This window comes from Escherichia sp. 93.0816, from assembly GCF_013368855.2.
In the GTDB taxonomy this organism is placed as follows: domain Bacteria; phylum Pseudomonadota; class Gammaproteobacteria; order Enterobacterales; family Enterobacteriaceae; genus Escherichia; species Escherichia ruysiae.
Genome location: NZ_JABWNC020000010.1, coordinates 1 through 18,733, shown reverse-complemented (window position 1 = coordinate 18,733; position 18,733 = coordinate 1). Strand labels below are relative to the sequence as shown.

At 50.9% G+C, this 18,733-nt stretch carries 19 protein-coding genes; 9 read left to right on the top strand and 10 right to left on the bottom strand.

The features are described from left to right. Positions 1 to 72 precede the first annotated feature (72 nt). Genes rseC through rseD form a run of 5 tightly spaced genes read right to left on the bottom strand, consistent with a single transcriptional unit; the run spans position 73 to position 2,915 of the window. On the bottom strand, positions 73 to 552 hold the full coding sequence (gene rseC, locus HEM79_RS12415; protein ID WP_000589062.1) for a SoxR-reducing system protein RseC: 480 nt from the start codon (positions 550 to 552) through the stop codon (positions 73 to 75). After that, a complete protein-coding gene (rseB, locus tag HEM79_RS12410; RefSeq protein ID WP_000812043.1) occupies positions 549 to 1,505 on the bottom strand; it encodes a sigma-E factor regulatory protein RseB in 957 nt (318 codons plus the stop codon). The genes rseC and rseB overlap by 4 nt, the downstream gene beginning before the upstream one ends. Beyond that, entirely contained in the window at positions 1,505 to 2,155 is a 651-nt protein-coding gene (gene rseA / locus HEM79_RS12405; protein WP_001168448.1) for an anti-sigma-E factor RseA, read from the bottom strand. Before rseA ends, rseB begins: the two co-directional genes overlap by 1 nt. 32 nt (positions 2,156 to 2,187) lie before the next feature. Next, positions 2,188 to 2,763, bottom strand: a complete 576-nt coding sequence (gene rpoE / locus HEM79_RS12400; protein ID WP_001295364.1) for an RNA polymerase sigma factor RpoE — start codon at positions 2,761 to 2,763, stop codon at positions 2,188 to 2,190. Further along, the gene (gene rseD, locus HEM79_RS12395; protein ID WP_032147913.1) at positions 2,760 to 2,915 is read right to left on the bottom strand and encodes a rpoE leader peptide RseD; all 156 of its coding nucleotides are present in this window, start codon (positions 2,913 to 2,915) and stop codon (positions 2,760 to 2,762) included. The genes rpoE and rseD overlap by 4 nt, the downstream gene beginning before the upstream one ends. 255 nt (positions 2,916 to 3,170) lie before the next feature. Between rseD and nadB the strand changes: the two genes are divergently transcribed. Next, positions 3,171 to 4,793 carry an L-aspartate oxidase gene (gene nadB, locus HEM79_RS12390; RefSeq protein WP_176241439.1) on the top strand — a complete coding sequence of 541 codons (1,623 nt, stop codon included), beginning with the start codon at positions 3,171 to 3,173 and terminating at the stop codon, positions 4,791 to 4,793. On the opposite strand, the gene trmN is transcribed toward nadB, so the two are convergent. Continuing rightward, the gene (trmN, locus tag HEM79_RS12385) at positions 4,778 to 5,515 is read right to left on the bottom strand and encodes a tRNA(1)(Val) (adenine(37)-N(6))-methyltransferase TrmN (protein WP_176241440.1); all 738 of its coding nucleotides are present in this window, start codon (positions 5,513 to 5,515) and stop codon (positions 4,778 to 4,780) included. The genes nadB and trmN overlap by 16 nt on opposite strands. A gap of 131 nt (positions 5,516 to 5,646) precedes the next feature. Between trmN and srmB the strand changes: the two genes are divergently transcribed. After that, entirely contained in the window at positions 5,647 to 6,981 is a 1,335-nt protein-coding gene (srmB, locus tag HEM79_RS12380) for an ATP-dependent RNA helicase SrmB (protein ID WP_000219187.1), read from the top strand. Between the two features lie 30 nt (positions 6,982 to 7,011). Here the strand turns inward: srmB and HEM79_RS12375 are convergent, their stop codons facing one another. Continuing rightward, a complete protein-coding gene (locus HEM79_RS12375) occupies positions 7,012 to 7,893 on the bottom strand; it encodes a LysR family transcriptional regulator (protein ID WP_176241441.1) in 882 nt (293 codons plus the stop codon). Between the two features lie 102 nt (positions 7,894 to 7,995). On the opposite strand from HEM79_RS12375, the gene eamB reads away from it, so the two are divergent. Next, positions 7,996 to 8,583, top strand: coding sequence for a cysteine/O-acetylserine transporter (gene eamB / locus HEM79_RS12370; protein WP_176241442.1), 588 nt, complete (start codon positions 7,996 to 7,998; stop codon positions 8,581 to 8,583). Positions 8,584 to 8,643: 60 nt separating this feature from the next. On the opposite strand, the gene grcA is transcribed toward eamB, so the two are convergent. Continuing rightward, on the bottom strand, positions 8,644 to 9,027 hold the full coding sequence (gene grcA / locus HEM79_RS12365) for an autonomous glycyl radical cofactor GrcA (RefSeq protein ID WP_000627804.1): 384 nt from the start codon (positions 9,025 to 9,027) through the stop codon (positions 8,644 to 8,646). Positions 9,028 to 9,330: 303 nt separating this feature from the next. Here grcA and ung point away from each other — a divergent pair, with 303 nt between their 5' ends. Continuing rightward, complete coding sequence (ung, locus tag HEM79_RS12360; protein ID WP_176241443.1) at positions 9,331 to 10,020, top strand: uracil-DNA glycosylase; 690 nt, start codon at positions 9,331 to 9,333, stop codon at positions 10,018 to 10,020. Between the two features lie 47 nt (positions 10,021 to 10,067). Here ung and HEM79_RS12355 read toward each other — a convergent pair whose 3' ends face one another. Further along, the gene (locus HEM79_RS12355; RefSeq protein ID WP_000997406.1) at positions 10,068 to 11,105 is read right to left on the bottom strand and encodes a tRNA/rRNA methyltransferase; all 1,038 of its coding nucleotides are present in this window, start codon (positions 11,103 to 11,105) and stop codon (positions 10,068 to 10,070) included. 206 nt (positions 11,106 to 11,311) lie between these two features. Here HEM79_RS12355 and trxC point away from each other — a divergent pair, with 206 nt between their 5' ends. From trxC to HEM79_RS12330, 5 genes are all read left to right on the top strand, one after another. Continuing rightward, entirely contained in the window at positions 11,312 to 11,731 is a 420-nt protein-coding gene (trxC, locus tag HEM79_RS12350) for a thioredoxin TrxC (protein WP_001098726.1), read from the top strand. 70 nt (positions 11,732 to 11,801) lie between these two features. Further along, positions 11,802 to 12,500 carry a tRNA-uridine aminocarboxypropyltransferase gene (gene tapT, locus HEM79_RS12345; protein ID WP_176241444.1) on the top strand — a complete coding sequence of 233 codons (699 nt, stop codon included), beginning with the start codon at positions 11,802 to 11,804 and terminating at the stop codon, positions 12,498 to 12,500. Between the two features lie 31 nt (positions 12,501 to 12,531). Continuing rightward, positions 12,532 to 15,192: a peptidyl-lysine N-acetyltransferase PatZ gene (gene patZ / locus HEM79_RS12340; RefSeq protein ID WP_176241445.1), complete on the top strand. Its 2,661-nt coding sequence runs from the start codon at positions 12,532 to 12,534 to the stop codon at positions 15,190 to 15,192. A gap of 113 nt (positions 15,193 to 15,305) precedes the next feature. Then, positions 15,306 to 16,661 carry a CDP-diacylglycerol--serine O-phosphatidyltransferase gene (gene pssA / locus HEM79_RS12335; RefSeq protein WP_021551249.1) on the top strand — a complete coding sequence of 452 codons (1,356 nt, stop codon included), beginning with the start codon at positions 15,306 to 15,308 and terminating at the stop codon, positions 16,659 to 16,661. A gap of 45 nt (positions 16,662 to 16,706) precedes the next feature. Next, positions 16,707 to 17,030, top strand: a complete 324-nt coding sequence (locus HEM79_RS12330) for a YfiM family lipoprotein (protein ID WP_176241446.1) — start codon at positions 16,707 to 16,709, stop codon at positions 17,028 to 17,030. On the opposite strand, the gene kgtP is transcribed toward HEM79_RS12330, so the two are convergent. Continuing rightward, positions 17,027 to 18,325: an alpha-ketoglutarate permease gene (gene kgtP / locus HEM79_RS12325; RefSeq protein ID WP_176241447.1), complete on the bottom strand. Its 1,299-nt coding sequence runs from the start codon at positions 18,323 to 18,325 to the stop codon at positions 17,027 to 17,029. The two genes, HEM79_RS12330 and kgtP, sit on opposite strands and share 4 nt — an antisense overlap. Between the last annotated feature and the right edge of the window lie 408 nt (positions 18,326 to 18,733).

Here is an 18,733-nt window from a genome sequence, read left to right as displayed (position 1 = left end):
CATACCGTATGGATTGTGGTATCTGGAAACGTCCTCGCATTTGTTATGCAAAATACAACAAAGCCAGTGAAATCACTGGCTCGCGTCTTCCGAAGATGTTTCAAATCGCACAAGGCCAGGTGGCAATGCCACGCTTAAGATGACAGGTTGCCATTCTGCCCGGGCAGCAAACTTACGTGAGTATCCACGCGCAATGAGGAATCCGCCAACGCCGCCGAGAATCGCACCGCATAATGCTGCAATATCTGAAGCAAAGAGTAGCTGAAATAACGAAGCGATGAGGAATAATCCCACTAGCGGCGACATATAAACCAGTAATGCGGAGCTGAGCAGGCTGCCTTCGGCGATTCCTAATTCCACTTTTTGCCCCGGCACTAACGGTTCATCACAGGGTACGACGATGGTATGTGTGGTTTGCGGGCCAAGTTTATTCAACACGCGGCTACCGCAACCAGCACGGGAAGCGCAGCTGCTGCATGAGGCTTTGACATCACAACTGACCAGCGCCTGCCCGTTTTTCCAGGAGACTACAGTAGCCCACTCTTTAATCATTGCCCTGCCCCAAACTTAATATTCTCGGCAATGCGCTTCGCCGTTTGCGGTGGCAGTTCACCAACAATGGTGATTTCGGCGTTATCACGTACGCTGGTACTGACGGTTCTGCGTCCGGTACGCAACATCTGGTCGGTGCTCGATGGCGTAGCACGGTTAACGTTTACCGAAAAGCTGAATAATCCGTCGGAATAGAGACGTGATTCGATAGGCATGTTGTCCATCGTCGGTAGCGGACGCCGACTGCTGGAAACTTCGCTAAACCCCTGTGGCAACCAGGTTGGAGCCCAGTTAAATTTGGCTTTTTCCCCCACTGGTACAGAAAGCAGCGGTGGCAAGTTCGCCTTCGCCAGCGTCTGCATACTGCTGCTGATATCCTGATTGACGTTGAAAGCAATCACGCGAAATTGTTCCAGCGTTTCACCATCGCGATCAAGGAGATCTACCCGCATCGGTAATTTCGATTCGGTATCCATCCATACGATGTAGCTGTAGCGTGTGCCATCACGGGCGACTACGCGGATTACCTCACATAAGCGGTCGGCAATACGCGTGCGCCCCACGGAGATAAAGTCGTAGTAAGGAGAAAGGCGTTTGAAATCGGTATAGATGAGCGATGGCAGAGAATCAACAATGTAATCGCCATTAAGTGTGAACGGTTCAAGGCCCGGTTCAAAATAGCTGATTTCATTGCCGCGCTGTACCACTTCCCGACGCGGCCCATCCATTTGCAACAACTGTGCAAGAGGACGGTTATCGAGGCGTGCATGTCGATAACGCAGGGACTCAACACCTTGTTTATTGATGCTGATGAATGACAGCTCGTAATTCAGTGACTGACTAGCCAGGTTCATCTGCTGTAATAACGCCCCGGACGCAGGGGTGGCCGAGGCGTTAGCAGAGAATAACAGGCTACCTGTCACTAATGACATGGCAAACCAAAGTTGCTTCATTACTGCGATTGCGTTCCTAAAGTTTGAATTCCTGGCACCTGTACAGCGGCTTGCTGTGTTTGTGCCTGCTCAAACTGAAGCTGTTCGGAGTGAAGTCGACGTTGCAGTTCGTAATCCTGCAACATGGCATTAATGCGACGACGCTGCTCCTGTACCTGCTGCTGTTGACCATTATTCGCGGTCGCTTCAGAAGGCACTCCCAGACTTACCGGACTGGCTTTACCCATCATCGGCAGAGTATTAAATACCGGAGTTTCGGGCTGCTGGGACGTTTCAGATTGTCCATTATAGTGCTGGACGCCAACGATAACTGCAAGCGATACACACGCCGCTACGCCCATTTGGGTAAGCTGTGCCGCCCATGGACGTACTTTCTGCCAAAATGGCATTTTCTGCCATTGATGCGGTGCAGGCTGAGCCTCTGGGATCAATGTCGTCGGTTGACGTACTGGCTCTTCTTCAATGGCAGCCATCACGCGGGAAGAGATATCGAAATGAAGCACCTCGGGAGTATCACCCCGCATAGAGTCACGGATTAAGTGATAGTTTTCCCAGGTTTTCTGCATTTCCGGGTTGTGAGCCAGTTCGTTAAGCAGCTCACTATCCAGCGTTTCGCCATCCATTAAAGCGGAAAGTTGTTCTTTCTGCATGCCTAATACCCTTATCCAGTATCCCGCTATCGTCAACGCCTGATAAGCGGTTGAACTTTATTATCAATAGCTTCCCTCGCTCGGAAGATACGTGAACGCACCGTACCCACCGGACAATCCATGATAGCGGCTATCTCTTCATAGCTCAGGCCATCCAGCTCCCGCAAGGTTATTGCCATGCGTAAATCTTCCGGGAGGGACTCAATAGTTCGGAAAACTATCTGTCTCAGTTCTTCTGACAACATTAAGTTCTCAGGGTTCGAAATTTCTTTTAGCGCGCCGCCACTTTCGAAGTTTTCAGCTTCAATGGCATCCACATCACTGGAAGGTGGACGACGCCCCTGAGCAACCAGGTAATTTTTTGCCGTATTAACAGCAATCCGATACAGCCATGTATAAAAAGCACTATCTCCCCGGAACGAATCCAGCGCACGATAGGCTTTAATAAAAGCTTCTTGTACCACATCGGGAACATCACCCGACGGCACATAGCGGGAAACCAGACTCGCCACCTTATGCTGATAGCGCACTACCAGTAAGTTAAAGGCTTTCTGATCTCCCTTCTGGACCCGCTCAACCAGGACCTGGTCCGTTAACTGCTCGCTCATCCGAGGTAAAATCTCCCCAAACCAAATTTCCACGCGCTATCGAAACGCCACTCCATTAGCTGCAATTTGAGCAAGCAAAGGGTTAGAGTGTCTCGTTTTTGTAAAGTTCCGTAACGCATCTGTTTTTGTTTGTCATGCTGTAGACGGATCATTATCTATCATTATAAGTCTACAGAATCTGAATAACGCATTATCTGTGTAGAAATGCCCATTTAACTGCCTGAAGAGTAACCCAACGGCCTTTTTATTTCACCACCTAATCCTCCGCCGACGATCAACTTCTCTTTTTCCCGTCTCCCTGAATCAACATGTTTAGCCCATGCAACAAACATCAAAATAACAGGTGTTTAATTGTACAACATGATGCTATGCTGGCCGAACAGTGTTTAGTAAATTAAACAATCAAAATGAATATTTTCCCTGAACATTCTTGTGATGTGTTGATTATTGGTAGCGGTGCCGCCGGGCTTTCACTGGCGCTACGTCTGGCGGATAAGCATCAAGTCATCGTTCTAAGTAAAGGTCCAGTTACAGAAGGCTCGACGTTTTACGCCCAGGGCGGAATTGCCGCCGTGTTTGATGAAACTGACAGCATCGATTCACATGTGGAAGATACCTTAATTGCTGGTGCCGGAATTTGCGATCGCCATGCAGTTGAATTTGTTGCCAGCAATGCGCGTTCTTGCGTGCAATGGTTGATCGACCAGGGGGTGTTGTTTGATACCCACGTTCGGCCAAATGGCGAAGAGAGCTACCATCTGACCCGTGAAGGTGGACATAGTCACCGTCGTATTCTTCATGCTGCCGACGCCACTGGTAAAGAAGTAGAAACCACACTGGTGAGCAAGGCGCAGAATCATCCGAATATTCGCGTGCTGGAACGCAGCAACGCCGTCGATCTGATTATTTCTGACAAAATTGGTCTGCCGGGTACGCGACGGGTTGTTGGCGCATGGGTGTGGAATCGCAATAAAGAAGCGGTAGAAACCTGCCACGCAAAAGCGGTAGTGCTGGCAACCGGAGGCGCATCGAAAGTTTATCAGTATACCACCAATCCGGATATTTCCTCTGGTGATGGTATTGCCATGGCCTGGCGCGCGGGTTGCCGGGTTGCTAATCTTGAATTTAATCAGTTCCACCCTACCGCACTGTATCATCCACAGGCTCGAAACTTCCTGTTAACGGAAGCCTTACGTGGCGAAGGCGCTTATTTGAAACGCCCGGACGGTACACGATTTATGCCCGATTTTGATGAGCGCGGCGAACTGGCCCCGCGCGATATTGTCGCCCGCGCCATTGACCATGAAATGAAACGCCTCGGCGCGGATTGTATGTTCCTCGATATCAGCCATAAACCTGCGGATTTTATTCGTCAGCATTTCCCGATGATTTATGAAAAGCTGCTCGGGCTGGGGATTGATCTCACACAAGAACCGGTACCGATTGTGCCTGCTGCACACTATACCTGCGGTGGTGTAATGGTTGATGATCATGGGCGTACGGACGTCGAGGGCTTGTATGCCATTGGCGAGGTGAGTTATACCGGCTTACACGGCGCTAACCGCATGGCCTCGAATTCATTGCTGGAGTGTCTGGTCTATGGCTGGTCGGCGGCAGAAGATATCACCAGACGTATGCCTTACGCCCACGGCGTCAGTACGTTACCACCGTGGGATGAAAGCCGCGTTGAGAATCCTGATGAACTGGTGGTGATTCAACATAACTGGCATGAGTTACGCCTGTTTATGTGGGATTACGTGGGCATTGTACGCACAACAAAGCGCCTGGAGCGCGCCCTGCGGCGGATCAATATGCTGCAGCAGGAGATAGATGAATATTATGCTCACTTCCGTGTGTCGAATAATTTACTGGAGCTGCGTAATCTGGTGCAGGTTGCCGAGTTGATTGTTCGCTGCGCGATAATGCGCAAAGAGAGTCGGGGCTTGCATTACACGCTGGATTACCCGGAGCTACTCACGCATTCCGGTCCGTCGATTCTCACCCCCGGCAATCATTACATAAATAGATAAAAAGCCTGGGTCAGCGCCGTATACGCTTCGGAATAGTTCTGGTCTGGCCCACGAATCACTAAGCGATCGCTAAAACACTCCCCCGCCTGTGGGGAGAATGCCAGCAGCACCCGATGCGGCAGTCGCGCTTCGTTTTCCGCCACATCCGTCCGTAAACGTAAATGCCAGCCCATATTTAACGCCAGTTCAGTAAAACCATTACCGATCTGTTCTGGCAGCACCACGCAGAAAAATCCCTCTTCGGTAATGCATTCTGCCGCACAAGTGAGCAACGCCTGGTGATCAAGCGTAGTGGTATAGCGCGCCTGCTCCCGCTGTGGTGTTGCGCACTCTACTCCCTGCTCATAATAGGGCGGGTTACTGATAATTAAGTCAAAACGCGCAGTCTGCTGGGTAATCCACTGCTGAATATCTGCCGTATGGACGTTAATCCGCTCTGCCCACGGGGACTGCGCGATATTTTCCTGCGCCTGGGCAGCCGCTTCGTTTTCAATTTCAACCGCATCGATTATCACGCCGTCATCGGTGCGCTGCGCCAGCATCAAAGCCAATAAGCCGCTACCGCTGCCGATATCAAGGCAGCGTTTTACCCCAGCCACAGGAGCCCATGCGCCCAGCAAAATTCCATCCGTTCCCACTTTCATTGCACAGCGATCGTGTGCGACAAAAAACTGTTTAAAAGTAAATCCATTACGACGAAGCACGGATGTAGACTGTGACATGAAAATAAAACCTTGCTGGAAAAACGGCGATAGCACCGGGTAAGAACAATACCTGAGAAGCGATATCCATACAAACAGATGAAGATTGCAGCCGTAACGTCTATAATCAGCGCCCCACACAGAGGTAGAACATGACTGTAACGACTTTTTCCGAACTTGAACTCGACGAAAGCCTGCTGGAAGCCCTCCAGGATAAAGGTTTCACTCGCCCGACCGCCATTCAGGCTGCCGCCATTCCGCCTGCGCTCGATGGCCGTGATGTACTCGGTTCTGCGCCGACAGGCACCGGTAAAACGGCGGCGTATCTGCTGCCAGCGTTGCAGCACCTGCTCGATTTCCCGCGTAAGAAATCCGGTCCGCCACGTATTTTGATCCTCACCCCAACTCGCGAGCTGGCGATGCAGGTGGCCGATCATGCCCGCGAACTGGCGAAACATACGCATCTGGATATCGCCACCATCACCGGCGGCGTAGCCTATATGAACCACGCAGAAGTGTTCAGCGAAAATCAGGACATCGTGGTCGCCACGACCGGACGTCTGCTGCAGTATATAAAAGAAGAGAACTTCGATTGCCGCGCGGTTGAAACACTGATCCTCGACGAAGCAGACCGTATGCTGGATATGGGCTTCGCCCAGGATATCGAACATATTGCTGGCGAAACTCGCTGGCGTAAACAAACCCTGCTCTTCTCAGCAACGCTGGAAGGCGATGCCATTCAGGACTTTGCCGAGCGTCTGCTGGAAGATCCAGTGGAGGTTTCTGCGAATCCGTCCACTCGTGAGCGCAAAAAAATTCATCAGTGGTATTACCGTGCCGATGACCTTGAGCATAAAACCGCGTTGCTGGTGCATCTGTTAAAACAACCAGAAGCGACCCGCTCAATTGTGTTTGTGCGTAAGCGTGAGCGTGTGCATGAGCTGGCAAACTGGCTGCGCGAAGCGGGCATCAACAACTGCTATCTCGAAGGTGAGATGGTACAAGGCAAGCGTAACGAAGCGATCAAACGCCTGACCGAAGGTCGTGTTAACGTGCTGGTTGCAACCGATGTTGCCGCACGCGGTATCGACATTCCGGATGTCAGCCACGTCTTTAACTTCGATATGCCGCGCAGTGGCGATACTTATTTGCACCGTATCGGGCGTACCGCTCGCGCTGGTCGTAAAGGTATCGCTATCTCGCTGGTTGAAGCTCATGACCATCTGCTGCTGGGTAAGGTCGGTCGTTATATTGAAGAGCCGATTAAAGCACGCGTAATTGATGAGTTACGACCGAAGACCCGTGCACCAAGCGAGAAACAGACCGGCAAGCCATCGAAAAAAGTGTTGGCAAAACGCGCCGAGAAGAAAAAGGCTAAAGAGAAAGAGAAGCCACGGGTGAAAAAACGCCATCGCGATACCAAAAATATTGGTAAGCGCCGCAAACCAAGCGGAACGGGCGTGCCGCCGCAAACGACAGAAGAGTAATCATAATGCCGGGTTTAAGCCCGGCTTTTTTTATTCCGGCAAAAAACACTCTTCAACACACTGAATAAAAGTGTGCATCGCCGGGCTAACCGCTTTTCCGGCATGGTGAGCGCACATTGCCGTAATGGTCTGCGACGGTTCGCCGAAGGGCAATTCAATTAATTCTCCGCACTCCAGCTCTTTTGCTACCGCAAATCGCGGTAAGTAGCTGACTCCAATGTTTGCCGCAACACATCGCTTGATACTTTCAATGCTTATAAGCTCAATGGTGTGTTCCACCGTAATCCGTCGCTGACGCAGCGTGCTTTCAAATATCTGGCGGAAGACGCATTGCGGTTCGTTAATAATAAAGCTACAGGCGTTATGTCTTCCCGGCTCAGTAAAATCGACATCTGTAATTTGCGGTGAAGCCACCAACACCAGTGATTGTTCACCCAACTCTCGTCGGTTCAGAGCATCATCATTCCCTACGCGATAAAAAACCCCGACATCGGCCTCATCATTCAGTAGCGCATCACGGATCACGTAACAGTTCAGCGACTGCAACGATAAACGCACTTTTGGTGCGCGTTGCCGAAAACGCTGCAACACCTGCGGCATTCGGTAAGAGAGCAACGTTTCGCCCGAAACAACGCGCAGCTCCCCATCCGGATCCGACTCTTTTTTGGCAGCCTCGCGTAGCGTATCCATCACTCTGGTGAGTTCATAAATGTGCGGCAGCAGCTTTTTTCCTTCGCGGGTAAGGCACATCCGTCGACCAATTTTCTCAAACAACTGTACCGAGAACTCCTGTTCAAGCTGCTGAATATGAAAAGTAACCGTCGATTGTGTGCAGCACAATTTTTGCGAAGCTCGCAAAAAGGAACCCTCTTCCACCACGGTTTTAAGCGTAATAAAACGGCGCAGATCCATAAACCCAAACCTATCGATATTGTCGAATTTAGAATGTAAAAACATTCATTTTTTTAAATGTTTCATGTCGGGTACTGTCTATCAAAACAAAGGAGATAACAAGTGACACCGACCCCATTAAGTGCTTTCTGGACCTACACCCTGATTACTGCCCTCACGCCTGGACCGAACAATATTCTTGCTCTGAGTTCAGCCACGTCGCATGGGTTTCGTCAGAGTACCCGCGTACTGGCGGGGATGAGTCTGGGATTTTTGATTGTCATGCTGCTGTGTGCGGGAATTTCATTTTCATTGGCTGTTATCGACCCGGCAGCAGTGCATCTGTTGAGTTGGGCGGGGGCGGCATATATTGTCTGGCTGGCGTGGAAAATCGCTACCAGTCCAACAAAAGAAGACGGACTTCAGGCAAAACCGATCAGCTTTTGGGCGAGCTTTGCGCTACAGTTTGTGAACGTCAAAATCATTTTGTACGGCATTACGGCACTGTCGACGTTTGTCCTGCCGCAAACGCAGGCGTTAAGCTGGGTAGTTGGCGTCAGCGTTTTGCTGGCGATGATTGGGACGTTCGGCAATGTCTGTTGGGCGCTGGCGGGGCATCTGTTTCAGCGATTGTTTCGCCACTATGGTCGCCAGTTGAATATCGTTCTGGCGCTGTTGCTGGTCTATTGTGCGGTACGTATTTTCTATTGAAAGACAAAAGAAAAGCGGAAGAGATTACCCTCTTCCGCTTAATAACTTGCTACTTAAGCCTTACAGGCTTTCAGTAAAGGTACGAGCGATAACGTCGCGCTGCTGTTCCGGAGTCAGAGAGTTGAAGCGAACTGCATAACCGGATACACGGATAGTCAACTGCGGATATTTTTCCGGATGCTTAACTGCATCTTCCAGAGTTTCACGACGCAGAACGTTTACGTTCAGGTGCTGACCACCTTCAACGCGAACTTCTGGTTTAACTTCTACAGGAACTTCACGGTATTCAATGTCACCCAGTTTGCTTACTGCAACCACTTCGTCTTCTGCAAAACCTGCTTTCGCAACGATGCAACGCGCTTCGCCTTTTTCGCTGTCCAGCAGCCAGAAAGAGTTCAGCAGATCGTCATTAGCGGCTTTAGTAATCTGGATACCTGTAATCATGTGATGCCTCCCCGGCAAATTATTTGATTTGATTAGCCTGTCGCGGCCAATTGGTAAAACCATTGTTGCTTGAGTGTATATATACTCCTCAAACACCCTTGATTCTTTGATTTAAATCAATAAAAACCACACATCAAATGTGGTCGGAAATGGATTTTATTGTTTTACATCAACTTATGCGAGCGTGAAATTTTACCAATTTACACTTTTTTGCACTCGTTTATGGCTAAAAAATGAGCTTGATTTTGTTCTGTAGAAAGAAGCAGTTAAGCTAGGCGGATTGAAGATCCGCAGGAGAGCGAGATGACTAACCAATTAACCTGGCATGACGTGCTGGCTGAAGAAAAGCAGCAACCCTATTTTCTTAACACCCTCCAGACCGTTGCCAGCGAGCGGCAGTCCGGGATAACCATCTACCCACCACAAAAAGATGTTTTTAACGCCTTTCGCTTTACTGAACTGGGCGATGTCAAAGTGGTGATCCTCGGTCAGGATCCTTACCACGGCCCCGGACAAGCGCACGGTCTGGCATTTTCCGTTCGCCCAGGCATTTCTATACCGCCTTCTCTACTGAATATGTACAAAGAGCTGGAAAATACCCTTCCAGGCTTTACTCGCCCGACACATGGCTATCTTGAAAGCTGGGCACGTCAGGGGGTTCTCCTGCTCAACACCGTATTGACGGTACGCGCAGGCCAGGCACATTCCCACGCCAGCCTCGGCTGGGAAACGTTTACTGATAAAGTCATCAGCCTGATTAATCAGCATCGTGAAGGCGTGGTGTTTTTGTTGTGGGGATCACATGCGCAAAAGAAAGGGGCGATAATAGATAAGCAACGCCATCACGTGCTGAAAGCGCCGCATCCGTCGCCGCTTTCGGCGCATCGTGGATTCTTTGGCTGCAACCATTTTGTGCTGGCAAATCAGTGGCTGGAACAACGTGGCGAAAAACCGATTGACTGGATGCCAGTGTTACCGGCAGAGAGTGAGTAAATTTGCGGGAAAATGCCGGATGACATCGTTGCCATCCGGCTGATTTATCAGGCTTTGTTCTGACGCCACCATTCGCCAAGCAGCACGCCAGTTGCGACAGAGATATTCAGCCCGGCAACGTTGCCAGTACCATCAATCTTCACGCGCAAATCGTTCGGATCGCGTGCGGCATCCGGTAACCCTTCATATTCCTGACCCAGCACCAGCACCATTTTCTCTGGCAGACTGGTTTTGAACAGCGGTTTCCCCTGCTCGCTGGAAGTGGTCACTACGGTGTAACCCGCCTGACGGAAATCATCCAGCACATTAACAATGTTGTCGCCGGTAATCGGCTGAACGTGCTCTGCGCCGCCTTCTGCGGTACGGATTGCCGCACCCGATTCCAGCAACGCCGCATCCTGCACCACAACGCCTTTCACGCCAAAGTGCGCGCAGCTACGCATCATGCCACCCAGGTTATGCGGGTTAGATTCGTTTTCCAGTGCCAGAACGCAATCCTGCGCGCCAGCCTGGCTTACCCACTGCTGCACGGTTGTACCGTTACGCTTTTTGATCAGGAAGCAAACGCCACCGTGATGTTCCGTGCCTGATGCTTTTGTCAGTTCCGCTTCATCCACCACATGGTACGCTTTGCGGTTTGCCGCCATCCAGCGCAATGCTTCTTTAAAACGTGGCGTTACGCTCTGGATAAACCAGGCGCGAACAATCGCTTCCGGACGGCTCTGGAACAGTGCCTGACATGCATTTTCGCCGTAGACACGGGTTTCTTCCGCACGCTGACGACGCAACACTTCCGGATCAATAAAACTTTTACCACTGATGCCACCGTGATCGGCCTTTTCCGGCGTCTCATCACCCGGCGCGCGGGAAACCGTGCGCCACGGCGAATCTTCCCACTTGCGGTCACGGGGCTGACTCTGTTTGTCATCGCGGGCGGGGCGACGGCCACCGTCAGCACGAGATTTTCCTGGACGCCCGCCCCCTTTCCCGGTACGCGGGTTGTGGGTACGTTTATCAGAATCATCATCACTGCGGACATACATCACTTTGACCTTGCCGCTTTTACCTTTCATTTCATCGTTCATGCTTTTCTCCACCAGCGCTGCGCGAAGCGCGCAGATTACCCGAAGTGCGCGCGGTTCGCCATGATTTCGTACCAAAGCCTGCGACTATCATATCTATTGAATAAAACAGATTGTTGTCTGGAACATTGCCTTTGATAATATGTAACATATTAGAAACATACCGGCGTCATTGCCGATAAGTCTCCTTACTCATCCCGAGGTTAGTTATGAATACCGTTTGTACCCATTGTCAGGCCATCAATCGCATTCCCGACGATCGGATCGAAGATGCGGCAAAATGCGGACGCTGCGGTCACGACCTGTTTGACGGAGAGGTGATTAATGCGACCGGTGAAACACTCGACAAATTGCTGAAAGACGATCTGCCTGTAGTGATCGACTTCTGGGCACCGTGGTGCGGCCCCTGCCGTAACTTCGCGCCGATTTTTGAAGATGTTGCGCAAGAGCGTAGCGGTAAAGTGCGTTTTGTAAAAGTGAATACCGAAGCTGAACGTGAATTAAGCAGCCGCTTTGGTATTCGTAGCATTCCGACGATTATGATTTTCAAAAATGGTCAGGTTGTTGACATGCTTAACGGCGCAGTGCCGAAAGCACCGTTCGATAGCTGGTTGAACGAATCTCTTTAATCTTACCGGGGCGCATCTTGTGCCCCGTTTTCTCCTCTGCGACAATGGCGGTTTTTCGACGCCCTCTCTCATGACCGAAAACGCTGTTCTCCAGTTACGCGCCGAACGTATTGCACGCGCAACGCGTCCTTTTCTTGCCCGTGGTAATCGCGTTCGTCGTTGCCAACGCTGCCTTTTGCCAGAGAAACTTTGCCTCTGTTCGACAATCACCCCAACTGAAGCAAAAAGCCGTTTTTGTTTGCTGATGTTCGATACCGAGCCAATGAAGCCCAGCAATACCGGACGTTTAATTGCTGATATCTTGCCGGATACTGTCGCGTTTCAATGGTCGCGCACTGAACCATCGCAAGATTTGCTGGAGCTGGTACAAAACCCGGATTACCAACCAATGGTGGTTTTTCCCGCCTCGTATGCCGGCGAGCAACGGGAAGTCATCTTCTCGCCGCCTTCCGGTAAGCCGCCGCTGTTTATCATGCTCGATGGCACCTGGCCGGAAGCTCGCAAGATGTTTCGTAAAAGTCCGTATCTGGATAATTTCCCGGTTATTTCCGTCGATCTTTCCCGGCTTTCTGCCTATCGCCTGCGTGAAGCCCAGGCCGAAGGCCAATATTGTACTGCCGAAGTAGCCATCGCACTTTTAGATATGGCGGGCGATACCGAAGCAGCAACGGGCTTAGGCGAGCATTTCACTCGTTTTAAAACGCGCTATCTGGCAGGAAAAACGCAACATCTGGGTAGCATCACAGCAGAACAGTTAGAAAGCGTTTAAAATCATTCGGTCACTTCTGCGGGAGACCGGTATGAGTCAGCGAGGACTGGAAGCACTACTGCGACCAAAATCGATAGCGGTAATTGGCGCATCAATGAAACCCAATCGCGCAGGTTACCTGATGATGCGTAACCTGCTGGCGGGAGGCTTTAACGGGCCGGTACTCCCGGTGACGCCAGCCTGGAAAGCGGTGTTGGGTGTGTTGGCCTGGCCGGATATTGCCAGCTTGCCCTTTACACCCGACCTTGCGGTTTTGTGTACCAATGCCAGCCGCAATCTTGCTCTTCTGGAAGAGCTCGGCGAGAAAGGCTGTAAAACCTGCATTATTCTTTCTGCACCAGCATCGCAACACGAAGATCTCCGCGCCTGCGCCCTGCGCCATAACATGCGTCTGCTCGGGCCAAACAGTCTGGGATTACTGGCTCCCTGGCAAGGTTTAAATGCCAGCTTTTCGCCCGTGCCGATTAAACGCGGCAAGCTGGCGTTTATTTCGCAGTCGGCTGCCGTCTCCAACACCATCCTCGACTGGGCGCAACAGCGTGAGATGGGCTTTTCGTATTTTATTGCTCTCGGCGACAGCCTGGATATCGACGTTGACGAATTGCTCGATTATCTGGCGCGCGACAGTAAAACCAGTGCCATCCTGCTCTACCTCGAACAGTTAAGCGATGCACGACGCTTTGTTTCGGCTGCCCGTAGCGCCTCTCGCAATAAACCGATTCTGGTGATTAAAAGCGGACGTAGCCCGGCGGCCCAACGTCTGTTGAACACCACGGCAGGAATGGACCCGGCGTGGGATGCGGCTATTCAGCGCGCAGGTTTATTACGAGTGCAGGACACTCACGAACTATTTTCGGCGGTAGAAACCCTTAGCCATATGCGCCCGCTACGTGGCGACCGGCTGATGATAATCAGCAACGGTGCCGCACCTGCCGCGCTGGCGCTGGATGCCTTATGGTCGCGCAATGGCAAACTGGCAACGCTCAGTGAAGAGATCTGCCAGAAACTGCGCGATACGCTGCCAGAACATGTCGCTATCTCTAACCCGCTCGATCTGCGCGATGACGCCAGCAGCGAGCATTATGTTAAAACGCTGGATATTCTGCTCCACAGCCAGGATTTTGATGCACTAATGGTTATTCATTCGCCCAGCGCCGCAGCGCCCGCAACAGAAAGTGCGCATGCATTAATTGAAGCGGTAAAACATCATCCCCGCAGCAAGTATGTGTCTCTGCTGACGAACTGGTGTGGCGAGCACTCCTCGCAAGAGGCACGACGTTTATTCAGCGAAGCCGGGCTGCCGACCTATCGAACGCCGGAAGGAACCATCACTGCTTTTATGCATATGGTGGAGTACCGGCGTAATCAGAAGCAACTACGCGAAACGCCGGCGCTGCCCAGCAATCTGACCTCTAATACCGCAGAAGCGCATATTCTGCTACAGCAAGCCATTGCCGAAGGGGCAACATCGCTCGATACCCATGAAGTTCAGCCCATCCTGCAAGCGTACGGGATGAACACGCTTCCCACCTGGATTGCCACTGACAGCACCGAAGCTGTACATATTGCCGAACAGATTGGTTATCCGGTGGCGCTAAAATTGCGTTCGCCGGACATTCCGCATAAATCAGAAGTTCAGGGCGTGATGCTCTATTTGCGTACGGCTAGTGAAGTCCAGCAAGCCGCGAACGCTATTTTCGATCGGGTAAAAATGGCCTGGCCGCAGGCGCGGATCCACGGTCTGCTGGTGCAAAGTATGGCTAACCGTGCAGGCGCTCAGGAGTTGCGCGTAGTCGTCGAGCACGATCCGGTTTTCGGGCCGTTGATCATGCTTGGTGAAGGCGGTGTGGAATGGCGTCCTGAAGACCAAGCCGTCGTGGCGTTGCCACCGCTGAACATGAACCTGGCCCGCTATCTGGTTATTCAGGGGATCAAAAGTAAAAAGATTCGTGCGCGCAGTGCGCTACGCCCATTGGATGTTGCAGGCTTGAGTCAGCTCCTGGTGCAGGTTTCCAACCTGATTGTCGATTGCCCTGAGATTCAGCGGTTAGATATTCATCCTTTGCTGGCTTCCGGCAATGAATTTACCGCGCTGGATGTCACGCTGGATATCGCGCCGTTTGAAGGCGATAACGAGAGTCGCCTTGCTGTGCGTCCGTATCCGCATCAGCTGGAAGAGTGGGTAGAATTGAAAAATAGCGAACGCTGCTTGTTCCGCCCGATTTTGCCGGAAGATGAGCCACAGCTTCAGCAATTCATTTCGCGAGTCACCAAAGAAGATCTTTATTACCGCTACTTTAGCGAGATCAACGAATTTACCCATGAAGATTTAGCCAACATGACGCAGATCGACTACGATCGAGAAATGGCTTTTGTGGCGGTACGACGTATTGATCAAACAGAAGAGATCCTTGGCGTCACACGAGCGATCTCTGACCCTGATAACATCGATGCCGAATTTGCCGTACTGGTTAGATCGGATCTCAAAGGATTAGGCTTAGGCCGCCGCTTAATGGAAAAGTTGATTACCTATACGCGAGATCACGGACTGCAACGTCTGAATGGTATTACGATGCCAAACAATCGTGGCATGGTGGCGCTGGCCCGCAAGCTCGGGTTTAACGTTGATATCCAGCTCGAAGAGGGGATCGTTGGGCTTACGCTAAATCTTGCCCAGCGCGAGGAATCATGAGTAAGGTACTGGAAATGTTGACCACTTAATCGGGACTGGTGTTATTATTGCCCGCTTATGTCGTCTGCATTGCACAGAGGACCCTTCAATGAACAGAGAAGAAATGCACTGTGATGTTGTCAAAATTTAAGCGTAATAAACATCAACAACACCTTGCCCAACTACCCAAGATTTCTCAATCAGTTGATGATGTCGATTTCTTTTACGCTCCCGCCGACTTCCGGGAGACGCTGCTGGAAAAAATAGCCAGCGCGAAGCAGCGCATTTGCATTGTTGCCCTGTATCTCGAACAGGATGACGGTGGCAAAGGCATTCTGAACGCGTTGTATGAGGCTAAACGGCAACGTCCGGAACTGGATGTGCGGGTGCTGGTCGACTGGCATCGTGCACAACGTGGACGCATTGGCGCTGCGGCATCTAACACTAACGCTGACTGGTACTGCCGCATGGCGCAGGAAAATCCGGGCATAGATGTTCCGGTTTATGGTGTTCCGATCAATACCCGTGAAGCTCTGGGCGTTCTGCACTTTAAAGGCTTTATCATCGACGATAGTGTACTTTATAGCGGTGCCAGCCTGAACGATGTTTACCTGCATCAGCACGATAAATATCGCTACGACCGTTATCATCTGATCCGTAACCGTAAGATGTCAGACATTATGTTTGAATGGGTTACACAGAATATTATGAATGGTCGCGGCGTTAACCGTCTGGATGATGTTAATCGCCCAAAAAGTCCGGAAATCAAGAACGACATTCGCCTGTTCCGCCAGGAGCTGCGTGATGCCGCTTATCATTTCCAGGGCGATGCCGATAACGATCAGCTTTCCGTAACGCCGTTGGTTGGTCTGGGGAAATCGAGTCTGTTGAACAAGACCATTTTCCATCTTATGCCTTGTGCCGAGCAGAAACTAACCATCTGTACGCCATACTTCAACCTGCCAGCAATCCTTGTGCGCAATATCATCCAGTTGCTGCGCGAAGGGAAAAAGGTCGAAATTATTGTTGGTGATAAAACCGCGAATGACTTCTACATTCCGGAAGATGAACCTTTCAAGATAATTGGCGCACTGCCTTATCTCTATGAGATCAATCTGCGTCGCTTCCTGAGCCGTTTGCAGTATTACGTCAATACTGACCAGTTAGTGGTTCGGTTATGGAAAGATGACGACAACACCTATCATCTGAAAGGTATGTGGGTTGATGATAAGTGGATGCTGGTAACCGGTAATAACCTGAACCCACGCGCCTGGCGTCTGGATCTGGAAAATGCCATTTTGATCCACGATCCGCAACTGGAACTTGCGCCACAGCGTGAGAAAGAACTAGAGCTGATCCGCGAGCATACTACCATCGTTAAGCACTACCGCGATCTGCAAAGTATTGCCGATTATCCGGTGAAGGTTCGCAAACTTATCCGCCGTTTGCGCCGTATCCGCATCGACCGATTAATTAGCCGCATCCTGTAATCATAACCCCGTCCTGTACGGGGTTTGTTTTTTGGAGGCCACGTTTTGCGTATTCTTTTTGTCTGTTCGCTATTGTTACTTTCTGGATGCAGCCATATGGCTAACGATAGCTGGAGCGGGCAGGATAAAGCTCAACACTTTATCGCCTCGGCGATGCTTTCCGCAGCCGGAAATGAATATGCACAGCATCAGGGGATGAGTCGCGATCGCAGTGCCACTTTCGGGCTGATGTTCTCTGTTGGGCTGGGCGCGTCAAAAGAGCTTTGGGACAGCCGCCCCGAAGGGAGCGGCTGGAGCTGGAAGGATTTGGCCTGGGATGTCGCAGGTGCAACTACCGGCTATACCATCTGGCAACTGACGCATCACTAAAGACGCATTCCCTTCCCTTTGCGATGCAGCATCAAAGAAACCAGAAACGCCACCACGGCCATCAATGTCACATACCAGAAGAAGGCTGTTTCCATTCCTATTGATTTCAGCGACAACGCTACGTACTCCGCCGAACCACCAAATATAGCATTGGCGACCGCATATGACAGACCAACGCCTAATGCGCGAACCTGTGCCGGGAACATCTCTGCCTTCAGTATCCCGCTGATTGAAGTATAAAAACTCACGATCAGCAGGGCACACATCACCAGACCAAAAGCGGTATAAGGAGAGGAAACGTTCTGCAATGCTGAGAGAATGGGAACGGTAAAAATGGCTGCCAGAGAACCGAAACATAGCATTGAAGTTCGACGGCCAATCTTATCCGACAGTGCACCAATGAGCGGCTGGATGAGCATAAATACAAACAGTGCGGCTGTCATAATGCCGCTTGCTACGTTGGCGTGCATTCCCGCAGTATTCACCAGATACTTCTGCATGTAAGTGGTGAAGGTATAGAAACAAAGGGAGCCCGCAGCGGTAAAACCGAGAACCATGATGAATGCACGGCGATTGCGCCATAATCCTTTCAGAGATCCAGCTTCTTTTAAAGCTCGTGTTTCTTGTTGTGAAGCTTCATCCAATTGACGGCGTAACCACAACGCCACAACGGCTAACACCGCTCCTAACGCAAAGGGAATGCGCCATCCCCACTCTCTGAGTGCAGCGTCTTCCATGGTGTGTTGTAAAACCACTACAACAAGTAGTGCCAACAGTTGTCCGCCGATCAACGTGACATACTGAAATGAGGCATAAAAACCTTTACGACCTTCTACTGCGACTTCACTCATATAGGTGGCGCTGGTGCCATATTCTCCACCTACAGATAATCCCTGGAATAAACGCGCGAGAAGCAATAATGCCGGAGCCCACGTACCGATTGTTTCATAACCAGGCAAACAGGCGATAACCAGTGAGCCGAAACACATCATACACACCGATAACAGCATCGATTTTTTGCGACCATGCTTATCGGCAATTCGACCAAATAACCAGCCGCCTATTGGGCGCATCAAGAATCCTGCTGCAAAAACACCGGCTGTTTGCAGTAGTTGAGTGGTCGTGTTACCAGAAGGGAAGAAGATGTGGGCGAAGTAGAGGGAACAAAACGAGTAGACGTAGAAATCAAACCATTCGACCAGGTTGCCTGAAGAGGCCCCTACAATTGCCCAGATGCGGCGACGAGTATCACTACTTGTCAGTTTGCCATCTGCTGTTACAGTGCTTTCTGCCATGCCACTATTTCTCCTGCCATAATCCGATGCTTTGTCGGTTGCTGTTGTTTATTTTTTAGTAATGCAAATGTTATACATTTGTTGCATATGATTATGCAACCTTAACAGTTAATTTAGTTAGCAGGGGAACGGTTATTGAGGAGCTTCAGAAAAGATTTCTGGTAAGGAGAACGTATGGAAGTGGGTAAATTGATGCAACTGTATTCGTTGCTGAATCTGGCATACACGGCTCTTCCCTACGCCACGTGATCTTTCGTAGGAAGGATAAGACGCGCCAGCGTCGCATCCGGCATTCTTTCTGCAGTAACGCAAAAAGGCCATCCTTCCGGATGGCCTTTCGCTTTATCTGATGCCTGGCAGTTCCCTACTCTCGCATGGGGAGACCCCACACTACCATCGGCGCTACGG